Source organism: Nocardia brasiliensis, assembly GCF_042691675.1.
In the GTDB taxonomy this organism is placed as follows: domain Bacteria; phylum Actinomycetota; class Actinomycetes; order Mycobacteriales; family Mycobacteriaceae; genus Nocardia; species Nocardia brasiliensis_D.
In genome coordinates, this window is sequence record NZ_CP170507.1 from 5,617,335 (window position 1) to 5,634,132 (window position 16,798).

The following is a 16,798-nucleotide window of genomic DNA, read 5'->3' on the forward strand; positions in this document are numbered from 1 at the left end:
CCTCAACTCTCTACTTCGGAACGTCGAGCGTGATACGGGCGGTCCCGCTCTCCGGGAACGTCGCCGACAACAGGTCGATAATCGAACCCGCGTCCACCCGAACGGGTTTCAGCACACTGGTGGCGGGTTTCAACGCGGTGGCGATATGCGCCAGGTCCGGACCGAGCACCGCGAGATATTGATCGATCTGCCGCACCAGCGGCCCGAGCGGCTCATCCCAGACGTGTTCACCCGCATAGGAATAACCGCGGAGTCCTTCGATGAGGTGCACTACCTCGGGTAGCACCGTGGTGAAATCGTCGGCCCAGTCGCCGATGACAGGCCCGTACCCAGCAAAGTTTTCGGCGAGCTCCTGCCCCGTCAGATACAGCCGGGTGATCGCGTCCCGCTTGTCGTGCAGCAGTTGCGCTGTCATCCGCAGTGTCCTGGTGAGGTTGGCGATCTCCTTTTCGCGCCCGGCGTAACCCTGGGACAGGGTGGCGGCGAGTTGTTCGATCTTTGCCGGGTCGATCTGCGAGTTCAGCACATCCATCTTGGCCAGCGCCTCACTCACCGTCGTCGCGATGCGCACCTGATGCGCGGGGATGACGCTGCCGTCGGTGAGATATGGGCCCGCCGAGCCGGTGGGGCGGAAATCCATGAACTGCTCCCCCGCCGCCGACAGGTTGCGCACGTGCACCTCGCTATCGATCGGTACCCGATATTTCGCGTCCAGCTCGATCCGCACCGCCAGCCCGGTGCCGGTCGCGGTGATGGCACGCACCTTGCCGATGCGCATACCACGTAGGTCCACTTGGGAGGTCCGCATCAGCCCGCCGGACGAATCCATCAGCACCGTAACGGTATTCGTCTTGCGACGCGGATCGATGTCGAGCACCCCGACCGCCATATACGCCGCGCACACCACCGTCATCACCAGCAGCAGTACCAGCGAGACCGGACCGGAGAGCTTCATCGGACCATTCCTATCGACCGCAGCACCCGGATCATCTCGTCCGAGCGCGCCGAGGCGTCGGCGGCGATCGCCTCCGCCGTCACCCGCTGCACCCGAATGTTCGGTGGTGCACTGAAGAACGGGATCAACTTGTCGCGCAACAACCGGTTCATCACGTCGACGTTCATCGGGACCGTGCTGTCGGCGCTCGCGATGGTGAGCGCCGCGGGCGCGAGGATGGAGATGATGTCGTGCAGATCGCCCCGGATCGGCAGCGCGAGATCGGCTACGTAGCTGGCCAATTCACCGCCGTCGATGATCAGCTGGACCAAGCCGAACAGCACCTCGGACAGGCCTGCGGCGCGACCGGGTCCGAGAGTTAGCGTGCGGTCGACATTGTCGTTGTTCGCCGCCAGCGTTGTCGTCACGCTGGCGGCCGCGGCGAGGATCCGGTCGAGATCGTCGGTGTGCGTGGCGAGATCGTGCAGGGCGTTGCGTCCACCCGCCAGGATGCGCGCCAGATCGGCGGGATCGGTCGGGAACGAGGCATTGACACTCGCGACGAGCTCCTGCATTTCGCCGAACCGGCCGCCCGTGACGATATTAGACATCGCCCGCAGAATGTCTTCCACATTCGCGGCGGGCACGGTGCGCGTCCGCGGGATGACATCACCGTTCCCCAGAAACGGCGGACCGGTGTCCGGCGGCGCCTGCAACGCGATGTGAATGTCACCGAGGATCGTGCTCTGCCGCAGCTCCGCCGTGGCCGACTTGGGCAGTCGCACATCGGCTTTCAGATCAACGGTGGCGACAGCGGTATCGCCGATCAGCTCGATGCGATCGAGCATGCCCACCTCGACGCCCTCGACGATGACCTTCGCCCGGTCGGGCAGGTTGAGCACGGACCCGAATTCGATCCTGATCGCGAAGGTGTCCCCCGCCAGGTAAGTACCGGGAATCGGCACGTCGGTCGCGCGGATACCGCAGCCGGTCAGCAACAGGGCCACCGCGGCGAGCACGAGGAGCACACGCTTCACGGCGCCCCCAGCGATCCGACGATCACCTGGACCAGCCCCAGCTGGCTCCCGTCGGCTGACTCGTAGTGCGGCGGCCGATAGTTCACCCGCGCCGCACCCGTGGCCGGGTCGAACATCTGAATCAGATGCCCGGCGAGCGGCGGCAACTGCACCAGCAGATCCACGATGCTGCCCGCCAGCACCGCGTAGCGGCGTACCTCCGGCACGATCCGGTCCAGGAACTCGTAGGACTGCTGGTCGTACTTGCCCACATTCCGAGCGATCACCGGCAAGAACTCGAGCCCGAGATCGACCGCCCTGGACAATTCCGCCGAGAAACCCTCCACCAGATGGATGCCGTTCTTCAGGTTGTCCAGCAGCACTTGCATATCCGGCCAGTGGGTGATGAACATCGTGGTGAGCAGATCCAGGTTGTCGACGAGCCTGCGGATCACCACATCTCGGTCGGCCGGATCGCCGATCACCTGAGACAGGCGCTGCAGCAGGGCATTCCCCTGCGGACCGGTGCCGTCGAGAGTGCGGACCGCACCGGTGATCGTCTGGTCGAGCAAATTGTCCGAGGGCGCACCCGGCGTAGGCGACTGCTGCGCGCCCAGCAGATCGCCAGAGAGTCGCCCGAGCGCATCGAGTGCGTCGCTGATGCCGACCGGCGTCCTGGTCCGCTCCAGCGGAAGGCACTGCGCGGTATCGAATTTCGGTCCGCCGGTGTAGGTCTTGGTCAGCTCGACGTGCCGGTCGGTGACGATCGAGCTCGACATGGTCACGGCTTCGACGTCGGCGGGCAGGTCGAGCTTGCCGTCGATAGTCATCGTCACCCGCATGCGGTCGCCAAGCGCCTCGATCTCCGAGACGGTGCCGATCTCGACACCGAGCATGGTGACGCTGTTGCCGTCGTAAAGCCCGACCGTGTCGGTGAATTCGGCACACATGGTCTGCTCGGCAGGCCGCACGCGGTCGAGCCAAGTCGCGCCGCTCACACCGACAACCACCGCCACGGTGACCGACACCGCGCCGACGACCAACCCGGTCCGTGCTCGAGCCCGCATCAGCACGCCTTCCCCTCGAACGGAATGCACAGTGCCGGACCGCGTACCACGCTGGCGGACTGATCGATGGTCACCCCGTCGGCGCCGAGCATGGCCGAGATCGTTCCGATGAAGTCCTTGATCCCCGCGACGACCGTGTCGAGCCGCCCGGGGTCCTGCACGAGCTTGTTGAACAGCTCCTCGAACTCGGCCACTGACGGTTCGATCGAGTCACCGTAGGCCGTCACCGGTCGATGAATCACCGCGAACAACCGTTTGAGCAGTTCGAAGACCTGGATCACCTCGCCCCGGCGCTGCCCGAGCACCAAGGCGACGCCACCGAGTTCACGCACGAAATCGGCGAGCACCGCCCGGTCGGTCGCGATCGCGCCGACGTATTCGTCGGATACCCGCACCGCCGAGTCCAGTTGCTCGGATCGATCGGCCAGCACACCGGACAGGTCGTTGAAGTTGCCGATGATCGAGCGCACCGCGTCCGGCTGACCGGCCAGCGCGGCGTTCACTTCGGCAATGGTGCTGCGCAGCGTGGTGCCGTCGACCTGGCTCAGCACCGGGGTGGCGACGTCGATGATGTCGGTCAGCTCGAACGGCGTGGTGGTGCGTTCCGGGGGAATGTGCTTGCCGCCCAGCGCTCGCTCCCCCTGCGGAGCGAGCGACAGGTAGTGCCCGCCGATCGGCGTCAGCATCTTCACCTCGACCGACGAACTCTCTCCGACGTGCACCTCGCGGTCCACCCCGAAACGCACCTCCACGTGGTCACCGACCAGCTCCACCGCGCGGACCTGCCCCACCTTGATGCCCGCGATCCGCACCTCGTCGCCGGTGCGGACGCCACCCGAGCTGCGGAAGTCCGCGGTGTAGGACTGCTCCCCGAACGGCACGACATACAGCACCGCGGCGGCGAGCAGGCCGAGCACGCTCAACAGCACACCGGCGATCCCCCACCGCAATTGCGACCAGGACTCCGATTTCTCGGCCCGCAGCTGTTTGATCTCACCGAGCAACCGCACCGGTATTCCGGCCAGTTGTGTTGCCGCACCGGTCATTTGCACACCACCAGCTTCTGATTGCCGAGCACGACATTGCCGATGCCGGGGACGCCGAGCTCACCGCCCGCACACGAATATGTCTTCGCCTCGCCACTGGCCGGGACGTTCTGGTTGAGCCCCGAGATCAAAGACGGCATCAGCGAAAGGATTTCGACCAGTTGATCGGTCTGCGGTAGCAGCCTGCGCAACAACCCGTCCAAGGGCAGATAACTGTCGTCGTAGGCCGCCTGCACCTCTTCGATCAGCGGGATGATCGGCACCAGGGTGCGGTTCGCCTGCTCGATGGCTTTGATGATCGTCGCGGTGCGGCTGCCGAACTGGTTCAGCACGCCGTTGAGCTGTTCGACGAGAGCGCCCACCGCCGCGGACTTTCCACCGATCGAGCGAGAGATCTCACCGAGGTTGTGGATCAGCAACACGATCACCGCCTCGCTGCTCTTCGCGTGTTCGGTCAGCCGGTCGAGATCGGCGAGCGCGGGGCCGACTCCGCTGCCGTCGCCCTGCAGCACCCGCAACATGTTCATGCCGAACTGGTTGAGCTGGGCCGTGTCCAGCGTCTCGAACAATGGTTTGAAGCCATTGAAGAGTTTGGATACGTCGAAACTCGGGATGGTCCGTTCCACCGGAATCGTGGCGCCCGGCGCGAGGCGCGAACCGCCGGACTTCGCGGTCAACAGTTCAATGTAGCGCTGCCCGATCAGGTCCTGGTATCGCACTGCGGCTTCGGTGTTGTCGTACACCGGACGCTGCCGATCGACGGTGAATCGAACGCGCGCCCGGGTGCCGTCCAACTCGACATTCTCGACCTTACCGACCGCCACCCCCGACATCCGCACCGTATCTCCGGCGTACAGACCTGAGATATCGCTGAAGACAGCGTCATACGAGACCTTGTCCTCCGGCACCGGCGTATTCAGTGCGGCGACAATGAAAGCCGAACACACCGCGACGATCGAGACGAAGACACCGAGCTTGATGGCGGCGGCGGTGACACTGTTCATCGCGGCACTCCGATGATCGAATCCGCGAGGTATGGCATGTCCTTCACGATCACCTCTAGCTGGAGCTGCACCCGGCCGTCGATCACCGGGAACGCGCTGTCGATGCGGGCGAGCAAGGCGGGCAGCCGGTTGTACGCGGGCGCGACCGTGCCGATCGACGCGCTGATCGGCACGACCAGATCCAGCACCCCGCCGATGATGGCGGCCAGCTCCGGGTTGTCCCTGCGCAAGATGTCGGTCACCGGCAGCAGCAGAGCGGTGTCCAGAGCCGAGAGCGCATGCTTGGTCCGCTCCCGGTTCTCGACGGTGCCGAAATACTCACTGTTGTCGAGCACTCCGAGGATGACGTCGATGACCGGCGGCGTCGTCTCCGCGACCCCCGTGCCGACGTCGGCGCCGATACCCAGGTAATGCCCCAGTGGCGCACGCTGATTCACCGCGAGCACCCGGGCGGTGGCGAAGAACGACTGCACGGCGGGCCCGAGCGAGGCGGTGTTGTCCAGCAGTAGATCGAACAGCGCGCGCACGGTGTCGGAATCGAGCACCTGGGTCAGCCGCGCCGCCCTACGGAATACGCTCGACACGGTCGCGTTGCTCGCGTTGGCGCCGATGAACAGCGTGGTGTTCTCCGGCAACTTGCCGCCCTTACCGGTGTTCACCAATTCGATTGCGCTGGAACCGAAGATGTTCGACGAGGTGAACCGCGCCGACACATCGTCGGTCAGCGCCGCGGCCTGGGTGCGATCCAATTCCAGCTCGATGCGCTGGTGCCCGTAGCCGACGGTATCGACCGCGCGCACGGTGCCGATCGCGAACCCGCGGAATTTCACCTCCGCGCCCGGCGCGAGGCCCTCGCCCAGAGTCGCCGCGTCGATGGTGAGAGTGAACCGGTCGGCGAACTTGCCTTGCGCGTACTGCGTGGTGAACACCGCCACCACGACGATCACCGCGGCGACGACCACCCCGCGCAGCCGGAGCATCCACCGCCCCGCGGTCCGTCCCGAATGATCAACGAATATCGGCATGCGTCACCCCGAGATCTTGATTCCGACGTCGAGACCCCAGAAGACGATCGTCATGATCATGTCCGCGATCACCACCAGCACCAGGCTCGCGCGGATCGCCCGGCCGGACGCGCGCCCGACACCCTCCGGCCCACCGGTCGCGTAAAACCCTTGGTAGCCGTGGATCAGGATGATCATCACCACGAAGACCGTCGCCTTGATCAACGACGCGATCACGTCGCCGGGTTGCAGGAAGGCGTCGAAGTAGTGGTAGTAGGTGCCCGAGGACTGCCCGTGCAGCACGTTGACGACCACCGCACAGGAGAGGTAACTCAGGATCAAGGTCAGCAGATAGAGCGGGACGATGGTGATCATGCCCGCGATCACCCTGGTGGTCACCACGAACGGAATCGGCCGGAGGCCAATGGCTTCCAGCGCGTCGATCTCCTCGGAGATGCGCATCGCGCCGATCTCGGCGGTCATCCGGCAGCCTGCCTGTGCCGCGAAGCCGATCGCGGCGACCATGGGCGCCATCTCCCTGGTGTTCGCGTACGCGGAGACGAAGCCGGTGAGCGGACCCATGCCGACCATGTTCAGCGCGGTGAATCCCTCGACGCCGATCGAGCCGCCGACCGCGATGCCCAGGAAGATCAGCACCGCCACCGTGCCGCCGCCGACGATGATATTGCCGCTACCCCAGGTGATATCGGTGAGCGTGAGCATCGTCTGCCTGCGGTAGGCACGCAGCGTGTGCGGCACCGCGGCGAGCACCTGAACGACGAAAGTCAGCTGGTGACCGAGCGATTCGAAGAGTGTCAGCGGCCCACGCGTGCCCCGCTCGACAAGGCGACCGGCCCGGCCGAACGGCCGATACTGGGCAGGTACTTCGGTCATCAGCCCACCTTCTGTGGCAGGAACATCGAAACCAGCTGGGTGATCACGAGATTCACGCCGAACGCGGCGATCACCCCGATCACCACGGCCGCGTTCACCGCGTTCGCGACGCCTTTCGGCCCGTGCGTCGCCTCCAATCCGCGCTGACACGCGACGATCAGCACGATCACCCCGAAGATGACCGATTTCACGATCGCCACCGCGAGATCGGCCATCGTCGCGAATGCCGCGAAGGAAGACAGGTAGCTGCCCGGAGTCACCCCTTGGAACCCGACCGCCACCACATAACCGGTGAACACCCCCATGAAAATGACCAGCAGGCACAGCAGCGGCGTGAGCACGATCATCGCCGCCAGCCGCGGCGCGACCAGCCGCCGCACCGGGTCGATCCCCATGGTGCGCAACGCGTCCACCTCCTCACGGATCGTGCGCGCGCCCAAATCGGACGCGATCGCCGACCCGGCCGCACCGCCGAGGAGCAGTGCGGTGACCATCGGCGCACCCTGCCGGATGACGCCGAGCCCGCCCGCCGCACCGGCCACCGAGGTGGCTCCCACCTGCTGAGTCAGACTTCCGACCTGCACCGAGACGATCACGCCGAATGGAATCGCCACCAGCACAGCGGGAATCGCGGTTACGCTGACAATGAACCAGCCCTGCTGCAGGGTGTCCCGCCAGGGATGACGCAGCTTGATGATGTCGGTGACGAGATAGCTGAACGCGGCGACCGCGAGTTGCAGTGTCCGGCCGAAGGTCCGCAGGCTTGTGAGAACCAGATCGAATCCCCAGCGCGCCAGTGGCTCGGACATCCGCGCGACCCTGTCGACCACCACCGCTACCTCGATTCCGCCGGCTCCACCCCCGACGCCGCACAATTTAGCCGACTGATATGTCACTCTGTGGCGGATTCGACCGAATCATTCCACTGACTGAGACAGCTGCGACGCGCAGTGAACGAATGGTCGACGCCGCATTCCTCGCCGCGATGAAGGGCAACGCCATCCTGGTAAACATCGCCCGCGGCCCCATCGTGAACACGAATGCCCGACTGGCCGAACTGAACTCGGGCCGCCTACGCGCCGCCCTCGACGTCACCGACCCCGAACCGCTGCCGCCCGGCCATCCACTGTGGACGGCCCACAACCTCCTGCTCACACCGCACGTCGGCGGCAGCAGCTCCGGCAGGCGCGAACACGGCCATGCCGTCGCCCGCGTCGAGACCACCCGCTTCGTCGCGGGCGAGGATCCGAAAGACCTGGTCGGCGGCGAGTATTGAGCCGGGCACGGCCCCCGCGCTGGTGATCGCTCGATCACGTTCGACGAGGGTTGACCGAGTCCGAGCCGGGGCGTACCGTCGGCTTTGACACTTTCACAAATATTGTCAAACTGACGAATGTCGAGGTCATGAGCGTCAATGAAGTCGAGCGCGAACAAGCGATCCTCGATGCGGCCGCCGAACTGCTGTGCCGGATCGGCTATCACAAGCTGACGATGGGCGATGTCGCCGAAGCCGTTGCGCTACATCGAGGTCTGGTCTATCTACAGTTCAAGTCCAAAGACGAGCTCGTCGAGGCGACTGTGCTCCGCGAACTGGGCCGGTACGCGCAGGTATGGCGTGCGCATCTGGAGGCGGATCCGCACGCGGGCAGCGTGGCCAGCGTCTATCGGGCGATGGTGCACACGCTGACGCGGCTGCCCCTGGCCGCGGCGATCGTCGCACGAGACGAGGACGTCTTCGGTAGGTACCTCCGCAAGCCGGGCAGCGTCTTCGAACGGCTACCGCAGGTCAGCACGCGCGAGTTCCTGCTCCGCATGCAGCAGGCGGGCACCGTGCGGCCCGACGTCGATACCCGCACGACCGCTTACCTTCTCGACGCGTTGACGCCCGCCATCCGGGCCACCTTGCCCACGGAGGGGGCACTGCCCGCCGATCCCGATCGGCCGTCCGCGGACGAACTACTCGCGACGCTTGCCGACTTGCTCGAGCGTGCCCTGACCCCACCGGACGGCGCCGACCTCAGCCGAGGCAAAACGCTACTGCTCGCCGGACTCGACCAAGCCCGCGCCGACATGTCCACCGAAGCCGTTACGCAGGAAGAAGTCTCATGATCACCTCCGCAGATCCACTCGTCCTGCCCTTGGCCGACTCGGCCGCCACCCTGGAACTCGTCGGTGGCAAGGGTGCGTCGCTGGCCCGCCTGGCCGCGGCGAAGCTGCCGGTGCCGCCCGGATTCCACGTGACAACAGCCGCATACCGGCAGTTCGTACGCGGGGCGGGCTTGCACGAGCGGATTCTCGATGCGGCCGCGATGGCCGACCCTGATCGGCCGGCCACGGTGGACGCGGTGGCCGACGAGATCGCCGCGTGGTTCGCCGAACAGCCGGTGCCGGAGGACATCTCGGCTGCACTGCGATCGGCCTACGCCGAACTCGGTCCCGACGTCGCGGTCGCGGTTCGCTCCTCCGCCACCGCCGAGGACCTACCGGAGATGTCCTTCGCCGGGCAACAGGAGACCTACCTGAACATCCGCGGCACCGACGAGGTCGTGGCGGCGGTGAAACGGTGCTGGGCGTCCCTGTGGACGGCCAGGGCCATCGACTACCGGGCTCGTCAGGGCGTTGCGGCCGACGACGTGAACCTGGCGGTCGTCGTCCAAGAACTCGTACCTGCGGACTCAGCCGGTGTCCTGTTCACCGCCGACCCGGTGACCGGGGCACGCGATCAGGTGCTGATCAATGCGGCTTGGGGGCTGGGTGAGGCGATCGTGAGCGGAAAGGTCACGCCCGACACGATTCTCGTCGCGAAGGCCGATGCGGCGATCGTCCGGCAGGAGATCAGCGACAAACAGGTCATAACGGTGCGGACCGCCACCGGCACGCACGAGGAGCCGGTGCCCGCGGCCAAACGGCACCAGCCGGTACTCGGCCTGGACCAGATGGCCGAGCTGTCCCGCATCGCGGTACGGATCGAGGAGTTGTACGGCACGCCGATGGATATCGAGTGGGCGATGCACGACAAGAGCCTGTTCATCGTGCAAGCCCGGCCGATCACCGCACTGCCCGACCATCGACAGCCGGTCGACTGGAAGCTGCCCGACCCGCACGGAAAGTACATGCGGGCCAGCGTCATGGAGCTACTGCCCGATCCATTGTCGCCGCTGTTCGCGACGCTCGGCATCCCGGCACTGGCCCGTGCCACCGTCGATCGCTATCACGACATGGGGCTGCCGTATTTCGACGATCCGCTGGCCGTCATCAATGGATACGGCTACTACAACGTCAATTACACGTTCGGGCTGCTCGGCCGAATGGCGTTGGCACAGCCGCGGTTTCTCGCGTCGACGCTGCCGCGTGCACTACGGACGTCACCGCAGCGTTGGCGCACGGCGCACGAGCGGTACGCCGAACTCACCGCGCACCTGCAGGCGATGGACCCGGCCGCCGCAACAGCTGCGGAATTGCTCGATGGTGTGCGGGAAATCGTCGATGAAGCGGCGCGCTACTACCTGACCCTGCAGAGCGGTGTGCTGCCCACGGCATACATCAGTGAGGCACTGTTCACCGCAGTGTACAAAAGCATGCGCCGCCACGACGATCCACCGGCACTGACCTTTCTGCTCGGCTTCGACAGCAAGCCGGTGCGAGCGGAGAAATCCCTCTACGATCTTGCGCGGTGGTTACGCGAACACCCGAAGCTCGCTGATCGCATCGAAAAGCTTTCCGGTGCCCAGGTTCTCGAGTTGATTCGAGGCGAGGACAACTCCGCCGACGAGGCGGAGTTGGCGGAGTTCCGTACTCGGTTCACCCAACATCTGACTGCCTACGGCAACACGGTTTACGATCTCGACTTCGCCAAACCGCTGCCCGCCGAGGACCCGGCACCGATGCTGCAGACGCTGGCATTCTTCCGCACCGACAATGCGCCGGACCCGTACGCGCGGCAGCGCACCGCGAAGACCGCCCGCGAGCAGGCGACCCGCGTCCTCGCCGCACGCAGGCTCGGCGTACGGCGCGGCCTGGCGCTACGACTGTTGCGCTGGGCGCAGACCATGGCTCCATTGCGCGAGGACGCCCTCGCCGACGTCGGCCTCGGCTGGCCTGCCGCCCGCACGTTGCTGCACGAACTGGGCAGGCGGCTCATAGCCACCGAAGCCATCACCACGATCGACGAGGTGTTCCTCTTGCGCCTCGATGAGTTCGAAGAGGCGGTGCGCGCCCTGGATTCCGGACGCGAGCCCGCGGATTCGCGTGCTGTCGTGGCGGAGCGGGAAGCGACCTGGCGTGCGCAGCAGAAGGTCGCACCACCACCCGTCCTGCCGGTCTCGGGTGGCGCGAAACTGCTCGGCCTCGACTTCGGCAAACTCATGCCGTCGCACGCGCAGCAGGACTCGGCCGTCGTCAAGGGGGTGCCGGGGAGTCCGGGGCGGATCACTGCGCCCGCGCGAATCATCCACGGACCCAGCGAGTTCGATCGCATGCGCCCCGGCGACGTGTTGGTCGCCAAGATCACGACACCGGCTTGGACCCCGTTGTTCGCGCTGGCCGCCGCAGTCGTCACCGATGTGGGCGGCTCGCTCAGTCACAGTTCGATCGTCGCCCGCGAGTACCACATTCCCGCCGTGCTCGGCACGGGGGTGGCGACCGAGCGGCTGCGCGACGGCGTCCCGGTCACCGTGGATGGCGATGCGGGAACAGTGACCCCCGCCACCCCCTGAACCGAATCACCGCGAGAGGCATGATGAACACGACCGAAGAGATCATCCCGCTGTGGCCCGAATCGACTGCGGGCAGCCCGAACCCGTACGGCCAGGAGGCCACCGTTCCCGCGGCCACCGGCCACAGGGACGTCACTTTCATCCGCAATGTCACCGAACCCGCGCTGAACGTCCACCGTCCCGACCAGTCGCGTGCGACCGGCACCGCTGTCATCGTCTGTCCAGGAGGCAGTTTCGTCACCCTGACGAACGGCACCGGCGTGGCCGTCGCGAAAGCACTTGCCGCGTACGGTTTCACCGCCTTCGTGCTCAGGTATCGGCTGCTGCCCTCGGCTCCTCGCGACGAGGACTTCGCGAAGCAGTGGGCGAACTACCGCATGGACGAGATCAAGGCGCAGTCCCGCGTCGCGGTGGCGGACGCCGTGCGCGCGGTTCAAGTAGTCCGGGAACAGGCACCGACCTGGGACCTCGATCCGCATCGCGTCGGCGTCCTCGGCTTCTCCGCGGGCGGCCTGCTGACCATCGGCGCCGCAACGACATACGACGAGCACAGCCGTCCCGATTTCGCCGCGGCGATCTATGGCCCGCCGTGGCACGAGTACGTCGTCCCGCCGGACGCGCCCCCGCTGTTCATCGCTTTCGCCAGTGACGATACCGGCGAGGATGTGGTGAACGGAAACCTGGCCCTGTATCGGGCCTGGCAGGCCGCGGGCCACTCCGTCGAGATGCACATCTACGCACGGGGCGGCCATGGTTTCGCGATGGAAGCCCAAGGGCTGCCTTGCGATAGCTGGATGGACCGGTTCCTCGACTGGGCGCGCGCGGGCTAGTTCTCGGTGGCGGCGGGGCCGATCCACCGGTCGAACAACCGATCCACCGCACCGGTGGCGAGTTGGCTCGCCAGCCACCCGTTGAGAGCGGTGGCCAGGACCGGGTCGTCCTTGCGGATCAGGAAGACCTTGCCGAACGAGTCGAAAGGCTTGTCGGGGTGCAGGACCTGGAGGCCGGGGTGCTGGCGGACGCGGTAGCGGCCCTCGACGGCGTCGGTGACGAAGACGTCGGCGCGGCCCTGCTCGACCTCATCGAAGATGGTCAGATTCTCGGGCCAGAGGGTGAGTTGGGCGTCGGGGAAGTTCTTGCGCGCGAATTCCTCGTTGGTGCCACCGCGATTCGCTATCACGCGCACCTCGGGACGGTTGATCTGCTCGATGGTCGCGTAGTCGGCATCGTTCCCGCGGCGTGTGACGGGTGTCTTGCCGTCGGTCCCGTAGGTGATCGAGAAGTCGGCGAAGGCGCGGCGGGCGGGCGAGTCGGAGATGCCACCGACGGCGATATCGCAGTGCCGCTCAGCGAAATCGGTCTTCAAGGTCGCCCAGGTGACCGGCACGAAGTTGATCGGCCTGTGCAAAAGCTGGGCGAAACCACGAGCCAACTCGATATCGACGCCGCGGTAGCCGCCCTCGGCAACCGAATACGGCGGATAGTCCCCCGGCGTGCACACGCGCAGGGCGTTGATCTCGTCGGCTCCCGCCGGAATCGCCGGGGCCGCAAGGACTGTCAGACCGGCAAGCAGTACCGCACCGAGGCGACCGGTCAGCCGCGCGAGTCGCATGTGCTCAGTTCTCGTTGCGCGCCTTGGGGAATCGCTTCTGCCGGGCCACCCAGCCCGCCATCTGCGCCCAGTGCGACTTGCGCGGGGTGACGACGGAGGTCAGCTCGCGGTCCCACTCGTCGGCCTCGGTGAGTCCTGCTACGGCGGCAACGAGTTCCTTCGCGGCAGGCAGGTCGGCGACGACCCGGTCGCCGAGGATGCCATCGGAACCCACCAGCGTCACTCGGACACCGATGCGGCCGAGCGGTTGCAGCACGGCCGTGGCCGAGCCGCCGTGATCGGCGACGAATCCCTTGACGGACTCCACGAGGGCGCCCGACAACTTCACTGGAGCCGTGGCGGCATGAGCACTCATGCCAGGGAGTTTACCGACCAGTAGGAAACGGTCCAGTCCCCTCGGGTGTAGAACAGATCTCATGCGCGCGATTCAGGTATCCGAACACGGCGGTCCCGAAGTCCTGAAGTACGTCGAGGTGCCCGATCCGCAGCTCGGATCCGATCAACTGCTGGTCGATATTCAAGCGATCGGCATCAATTTCATCGATACCTACATCCGCACGGGGCGCTACCCGCAGGCCGTGCCCTACATCCCGGGCTCGGAGGCGACCGGCGTGGTCGCCGAGGTCGGCGCGAACGTGACCGAATTCGCGGTCGGCGACCGGGTCGCGTGGGCGGGCGGGCCCGGCAGCTACGCCCAGCGCATCGCGGTGAACGCGGCCGTCGCGATCAAGGTCCCCGACGGCGTCGACCCGCCGGTCGCCGCCTCGGCACTGCTACAGGGCATGACCGCGCACTACCTGCTCGAATCGATCTACACCCCGCAGCCCGGCGAGTCCGTCCTGGTCCACGCCGGCGCGGGCGGTGTCGGCCTGATCCTCACCCAGCTCGCCACCGCCCGCGGCGCCCGCGTGATCACCACGGTGTCCTCGGATGCCAAGGAGAAGCTGTCCCGGGAGGCGGGCGCGGCGGAGGTGCTGCGCTACGACGACGACCTCGCCGATCAGGTACGCGCGCTCACCGATGGCGTCGGTGTGGCGGCCGCCTACGACGGCGTCGGCGCCGCCACCTTCGAGGCCAGCCTCGCCGCCCTGCGCGTCCGCGGCATGCTGGCCCTCTTCGGCGGCGCCAGCGGTCCCGTCCCGCCGTTCGACCTCCAGCGCCTCAATGGCGCGGGATCGCTGTTCGTCACCCGCCCCAGCCTCGGCCACTACACCCGCGACCGCGCCGAACTCGTCTGGCGCGCAACAGACATCCTCACCGCCATCGCCGATGGCACCCTGCGGATTCGCATCGGCGCCACCTACCCGCTCGCCGACGCCGAACAGGCCCACCGCGATTTGGAAGGCCGCAAAACCACCGGGTCCATCGTCCTGCTCCCCTGAGTTTCCACCAGGTCAGTAGTCCAGGCCGGTCAAGCCTCGGTAGATGAACCGGGTCAGGCCGTCGACGGCCTGCCGATCGGTGAGTTCGACCGTGCCGTCCTCGACCGCTTGGAGCAGGCCCGTCGTGAGCAGGAACATCATGGCGAGGCTGGCGTCGGGGGTGCTGGGTAGCGTCAATCCGCGCGGTCCGAAGCCGTCCAGGTGATCGGCGATATCGCGGCGTTGCTGGATCGCGAATTGCCCTGCCTGCCGGGCGAACTCGTCGTTGACGAGGGCTGCCTGCTGGATCGACCGGTAGACGGCCCAGTGTTGCCGCGCGGAGATCCAGTACTGCTCGACATGAAAGCGGATCGCGTCCGGTTCGGTGAAGTCCGGGTTGTGGTCCGGTCCTTCCGCCGTGATGTCGCCCTGGGCGGCGACGTCGTTCAGCAGTGCTTGGAGTAGCTCCTCCTTGCCCGCGAAATGGTTGTAGAACGACCCGGCCGCGCGACCGGCCGCCGTCGTGATGTCGGCGATCTTGGTGTTCAGGTAGCCGCGCTCGGCGAACAGCCGCAGGGCCGCCGCTTTCAGCGCGTGCTCGGTCTCGGCCGACTTCTCCTTGCGACTCATCGACACCCGCACCCACCTCCTTGACAGGCAAACTACCAACTTCCATACTGAATAAGCATTCACTGAAAATAGATTCATAAATGGAGGAACGGTGCAAGACCAGGTACTCATCGCAGGCGCCGGGCCCACCGGCCTGACCCTTGCTATCGATCTCGCACGCCACGACATCCCGGTGCGCATCGTCGACCAGGCGACCGAGTTCTTCGCGGGGTCGCGCGGTGACGGCATCCAGCCCCGCACCTTGGAGGTATTCGACGACCTGGGGGTGCTCGAAGCGGTGCGTGCCGCGGGCGCGCCGACTCCGGTGCTGCGCGCCTACCTCGATGGCGAGTTCGTCGGCGAACGCAGAATGAGCGAGCCGGTCGAGCCGACCCCCGCGGTCCCCTACCCCAATACCTGGGTGCTCGGGCAGTCCGGAACCGAGGCGATCCTGCGCGCTCGACTCGCGGAATTCGGCGTGCGGGTCGAACTCGGCACCGCGCTGTCGGCGTTCACCCAGGACGCCACCGGCGTCACCGCCACCCTGACGCGCGACGGCGCCGAGGAGATCGTGCGCGCCGCCTACCTGGTCGGCGCCGACGGCGGCCGGAGCACGGTCCGCAAGGCGCTCGGCATCGCGTTCGAGGGCACGACGGACGAATCACTGCGGATGTTGCTCGGCGATGTCCGGGCCGACGCCCTCGACCACGAAGTCGGCTACTGGTTCGCGACGGCGGAGCGGCCGATGGAGGGCATCGCCCTGTCCCCCTTGCCGGGTGGGCGCCAGTTCCAGTTCGCCGCACCGCTGACCGGCGACGCCGAACCGACACTCGCGGTCCTGCAGGAGTATGTGGACCGGTACTCCGGCCGCACCGACATCACCTTGACCGAGCTCACCTGGGTGACGGTCTGGCGGCCGAATGTCCGGTTGGCCGAACGGTTCCGGGACGGCCGGGTCTTCCTGGCCGGTGACGCGGCCCATGTGCATCCGCCGACCGGCGGCCAGGGGATGAACACCGGTATCCAGGACGCGTACAACCTCGGCTGGAAATTGGCCGCCGCGGTCCAGGGGAACGAATCACTATTGGACAGCTACGAATCCGAACGCAGGACAGTCGCCGCCCGCGTGCTCGGCATCAGCTCCGCATTGCTCGACAAACTGGTCGACGGCGACGAGGACGCGATGGCACGCGGCCCGGAGACGCAACAACTGGACATCAGCTACCGCGATCCGGCCGACCCGAGTCCGCTCGCCCCGGGCGATCGTGCCCCCGACGCGCCGTTGAAGGACATGGCAGGCAACCCGATTCGCTTGTTCGACCTGTTCCGCGGCCCGCACGCGACGCTGCTCTGCTTCGGCGAAACCGGAGAACTACCCGCGCAACCCGAGGCATACGCGGTTGTCCGGCCCGGCACCCCGGCGGCCGGACGGCACGTCATCGACGTCGAGGGTCACGCGTTCGCCGCGTATCACGCGACCGACGGGACCCGGGTCACGGTCCGACCGGACGGATACGTCGGCAGGTGCGACTGACG

17 protein-coding genes are annotated in these 16,798 nt (G+C 66.6%); 6 read left to right on the forward strand and 11 right to left on the reverse strand.

Going from position 1 to position 16,798, the window contains the following annotated elements:
- Positions 1–10: 10 nt before the first annotated feature.
- Genes ACFK0J_RS25750 through ACFK0J_RS25785 form a run of 8 tightly spaced genes read right to left on the reverse strand, consistent with a single transcriptional unit; the run spans position 11 to position 7,774 of the window.
- Positions 11–955, reverse strand: coding sequence for an MlaD family protein (locus ACFK0J_RS25750; protein WP_378731528.1), 945 nt, complete (start codon positions 953–955; stop codon positions 11–13).
- Positions 952–1,971: an MlaD family protein gene (locus tag ACFK0J_RS25755; RefSeq protein ID WP_378731530.1), complete on the reverse strand. Its 1,020-nt coding sequence runs from the start codon at positions 1,969–1,971 to the stop codon at positions 952–954. The genes ACFK0J_RS25750 and ACFK0J_RS25755 overlap by 4 nt, the downstream gene beginning before the upstream one ends.
- Positions 1,968–3,017, reverse strand: coding sequence for an MCE family protein (locus ACFK0J_RS25760; RefSeq protein ID WP_378731532.1), 1,050 nt, complete (start codon positions 3,015–3,017; stop codon positions 1,968–1,970). The genes ACFK0J_RS25755 and ACFK0J_RS25760 overlap by 4 nt, the downstream gene beginning before the upstream one ends.
- Positions 3,017–4,063 (reverse strand): MlaD family protein, encoded by a 1,047-nt coding sequence (locus ACFK0J_RS25765; RefSeq protein WP_378731534.1) that lies wholly within the window; start codon positions 4,061–4,063, stop codon positions 3,017–3,019. The genes ACFK0J_RS25760 and ACFK0J_RS25765 overlap by 1 nt, the downstream gene beginning before the upstream one ends.
- Positions 4,060–5,067: an MlaD family protein gene (locus ACFK0J_RS25770; protein ID WP_378731536.1), complete on the reverse strand. Its 1,008-nt coding sequence runs from the start codon at positions 5,065–5,067 to the stop codon at positions 4,060–4,062. Before ACFK0J_RS25770 ends, ACFK0J_RS25765 begins: the two co-directional genes overlap by 4 nt.
- Positions 5,064–6,092: an MlaD family protein gene (locus ACFK0J_RS25775; protein ID WP_378731538.1), complete on the reverse strand. Its 1,029-nt coding sequence runs from the start codon at positions 6,090–6,092 to the stop codon at positions 5,064–5,066. Before ACFK0J_RS25775 ends, ACFK0J_RS25770 begins: the two co-directional genes overlap by 4 nt.
- Before the next feature lie 3 nt (positions 6,093–6,095).
- On the reverse strand, positions 6,096–6,965 hold the full coding sequence (locus ACFK0J_RS25780) for an MlaE family ABC transporter permease (protein WP_378731540.1): 870 nt from the start codon (positions 6,963–6,965) through the stop codon (positions 6,096–6,098).
- Positions 6,965–7,774, reverse strand: a complete 810-nt coding sequence (locus ACFK0J_RS25785) for an MlaE family ABC transporter permease (protein ID WP_378731542.1) — start codon at positions 7,772–7,774, stop codon at positions 6,965–6,967. Before ACFK0J_RS25785 ends, ACFK0J_RS25780 begins: the two co-directional genes overlap by 1 nt.
- 80 nt (positions 7,775–7,854) lie before the next feature.
- Between ACFK0J_RS25785 and ACFK0J_RS25790 the strand changes: the two genes are divergently transcribed.
- The 4 genes from ACFK0J_RS25790 (at position 7,855) to ACFK0J_RS25805 (ending at position 12,510) form a co-directional block, all read left to right on the forward strand.
- Entirely contained in the window at positions 7,855–8,241 is a 387-nt protein-coding gene (locus ACFK0J_RS25790; RefSeq protein ID WP_378731544.1) for an NAD(P)-dependent oxidoreductase, read from the forward strand.
- A 128-nt stretch (positions 8,242–8,369) separates the two neighbouring features.
- Complete coding sequence (locus tag ACFK0J_RS25795) at positions 8,370–9,074, forward strand: TetR/AcrR family transcriptional regulator (protein WP_378731547.1); 705 nt, start codon at positions 8,370–8,372, stop codon at positions 9,072–9,074.
- Positions 9,071–11,680: a PEP/pyruvate-binding domain-containing protein gene (locus ACFK0J_RS25800; RefSeq protein ID WP_378731549.1), complete on the forward strand. Its 2,610-nt coding sequence runs from the start codon at positions 9,071–9,073 to the stop codon at positions 11,678–11,680. The genes ACFK0J_RS25795 and ACFK0J_RS25800 overlap by 4 nt, the downstream gene beginning before the upstream one ends.
- A 20-nt stretch (positions 11,681–11,700) precedes the next feature.
- Complete coding sequence (locus tag ACFK0J_RS25805) at positions 11,701–12,510, forward strand: alpha/beta hydrolase (RefSeq protein WP_378731551.1); 810 nt, start codon at positions 11,701–11,703, stop codon at positions 12,508–12,510.
- On the opposite strand, the gene ACFK0J_RS25810 is transcribed toward ACFK0J_RS25805, so the two are convergent.
- Together ACFK0J_RS25810 and ACFK0J_RS25815 are read right to left on the reverse strand one after the other, a co-directional pair.
- The gene (locus tag ACFK0J_RS25810; protein WP_378731554.1) at positions 12,507–13,292 is read right to left on the reverse strand and encodes a transporter substrate-binding domain-containing protein; all 786 of its coding nucleotides are present in this window, start codon (positions 13,290–13,292) and stop codon (positions 12,507–12,509) included. The two genes, ACFK0J_RS25805 and ACFK0J_RS25810, sit on opposite strands and share 4 nt — an antisense overlap.
- Before the next feature lie 4 nt (positions 13,293–13,296).
- Complete coding sequence (locus tag ACFK0J_RS25815) at positions 13,297–13,647, reverse strand: hypothetical protein (RefSeq protein ID WP_378731555.1); 351 nt, start codon at positions 13,645–13,647, stop codon at positions 13,297–13,299.
- A 61-nt stretch (positions 13,648–13,708) separates the two neighbouring features.
- On the opposite strand from ACFK0J_RS25815, the gene ACFK0J_RS25820 reads away from it, so the two are divergent.
- Positions 13,709–14,674, forward strand: a complete 966-nt coding sequence (locus tag ACFK0J_RS25820; RefSeq protein WP_378731557.1) for a quinone oxidoreductase family protein — start codon at positions 13,709–13,711, stop codon at positions 14,672–14,674.
- A gap of 12 nt (positions 14,675–14,686) precedes the next feature.
- Here ACFK0J_RS25820 and ACFK0J_RS25825 read toward each other — a convergent pair whose 3' ends face one another.
- Positions 14,687–15,283 (reverse strand): TetR/AcrR family transcriptional regulator, encoded by a 597-nt coding sequence (locus ACFK0J_RS25825; RefSeq protein ID WP_378731559.1) that lies wholly within the window; start codon positions 15,281–15,283, stop codon positions 14,687–14,689.
- 91 nt (positions 15,284–15,374) lie between these two features.
- On the opposite strand from ACFK0J_RS25825, the gene ACFK0J_RS25830 reads away from it, so the two are divergent.
- Positions 15,375–16,796 carry an FAD-dependent monooxygenase gene (locus ACFK0J_RS25830; RefSeq protein ID WP_378731561.1) on the forward strand — a complete coding sequence of 474 codons (1,422 nt, stop codon included), beginning with the start codon at positions 15,375–15,377 and terminating at the stop codon, positions 16,794–16,796.
- The last annotated feature ends 2 nt before the right edge of the window (positions 16,797–16,798 follow it).

Coding starts and splice junctions, on each gene's coding strand:
- ACFK0J_RS25780 (WP_378731540.1), bottom strand. CDS start 6,965: ATGACCGAAGTACCTGCCCAGTATCGGCCGTTCGGCCGGGCCGGTCGC.
- ACFK0J_RS25805 (WP_378731551.1), top strand. CDS start 11,701: ATGATGAACACGACCGAAGAGATCATCCCGCTGTGGCCCGAATCGACT.
- ACFK0J_RS25765 (WP_378731534.1), bottom strand. CDS start 4,063: ATGACCGGTGCGGCAACACAACTGGCCGGAATACCGGTGCGGTTGCTC.
- ACFK0J_RS25775 (WP_378731538.1), bottom strand. CDS start 6,092: ATGCCGATATTCGTTGATCATTCGGGACGGACCGCGGGGCGGTGGATG.
- ACFK0J_RS25815 (WP_378731555.1), bottom strand. CDS start 13,647: ATGAGTGCTCATGCCGCCACGGCTCCAGTGAAGTTGTCGGGCGCCCTC.
- ACFK0J_RS25770 (WP_378731536.1), bottom strand. CDS start 5,067: ATGAACAGTGTCACCGCCGCCGCCATCAAGCTCGGTGTCTTCGTCTCG.
- ACFK0J_RS25795 (WP_378731547.1), top strand. CDS start 8,370: ATGAGCGTCAATGAAGTCGAGCGCGAACAAGCGATCCTCGATGCGGCC.
- ACFK0J_RS25810 (WP_378731554.1), bottom strand. CDS start 13,292: ATGCGACTCGCGCGGCTGACCGGTCGCCTCGGTGCGGTACTGCTTGCC.
- ACFK0J_RS25820 (WP_378731557.1), top strand. CDS start 13,709: ATGCGCGCGATTCAGGTATCCGAACACGGCGGTCCCGAAGTCCTGAAG.
- ACFK0J_RS25790 (WP_378731544.1), top strand. CDS start 7,855: ATGTCACTCTGTGGCGGATTCGACCGAATCATTCCACTGACTGAGACA.
- ACFK0J_RS25750 (WP_378731528.1), bottom strand. CDS start 955: ATGAAGCTCTCCGGTCCGGTCTCGCTGGTACTGCTGCTGGTGATGACG.
- ACFK0J_RS25760 (WP_378731532.1), bottom strand. CDS start 3,017: ATGCGGGCTCGAGCACGGACCGGGTTGGTCGTCGGCGCGGTGTCGGTC.
- ACFK0J_RS25785 (WP_378731542.1), bottom strand. CDS start 7,774: ATGTCCGAGCCACTGGCGCGCTGGGGATTCGATCTGGTTCTCACAAGC.
- ACFK0J_RS25800 (WP_378731549.1), top strand. CDS start 9,071: ATGATCACCTCCGCAGATCCACTCGTCCTGCCCTTGGCCGACTCGGCC.
- ACFK0J_RS25825 (WP_378731559.1), bottom strand. CDS start 15,283: ATGAGTCGCAAGGAGAAGTCGGCCGAGACCGAGCACGCGCTGAAAGCG.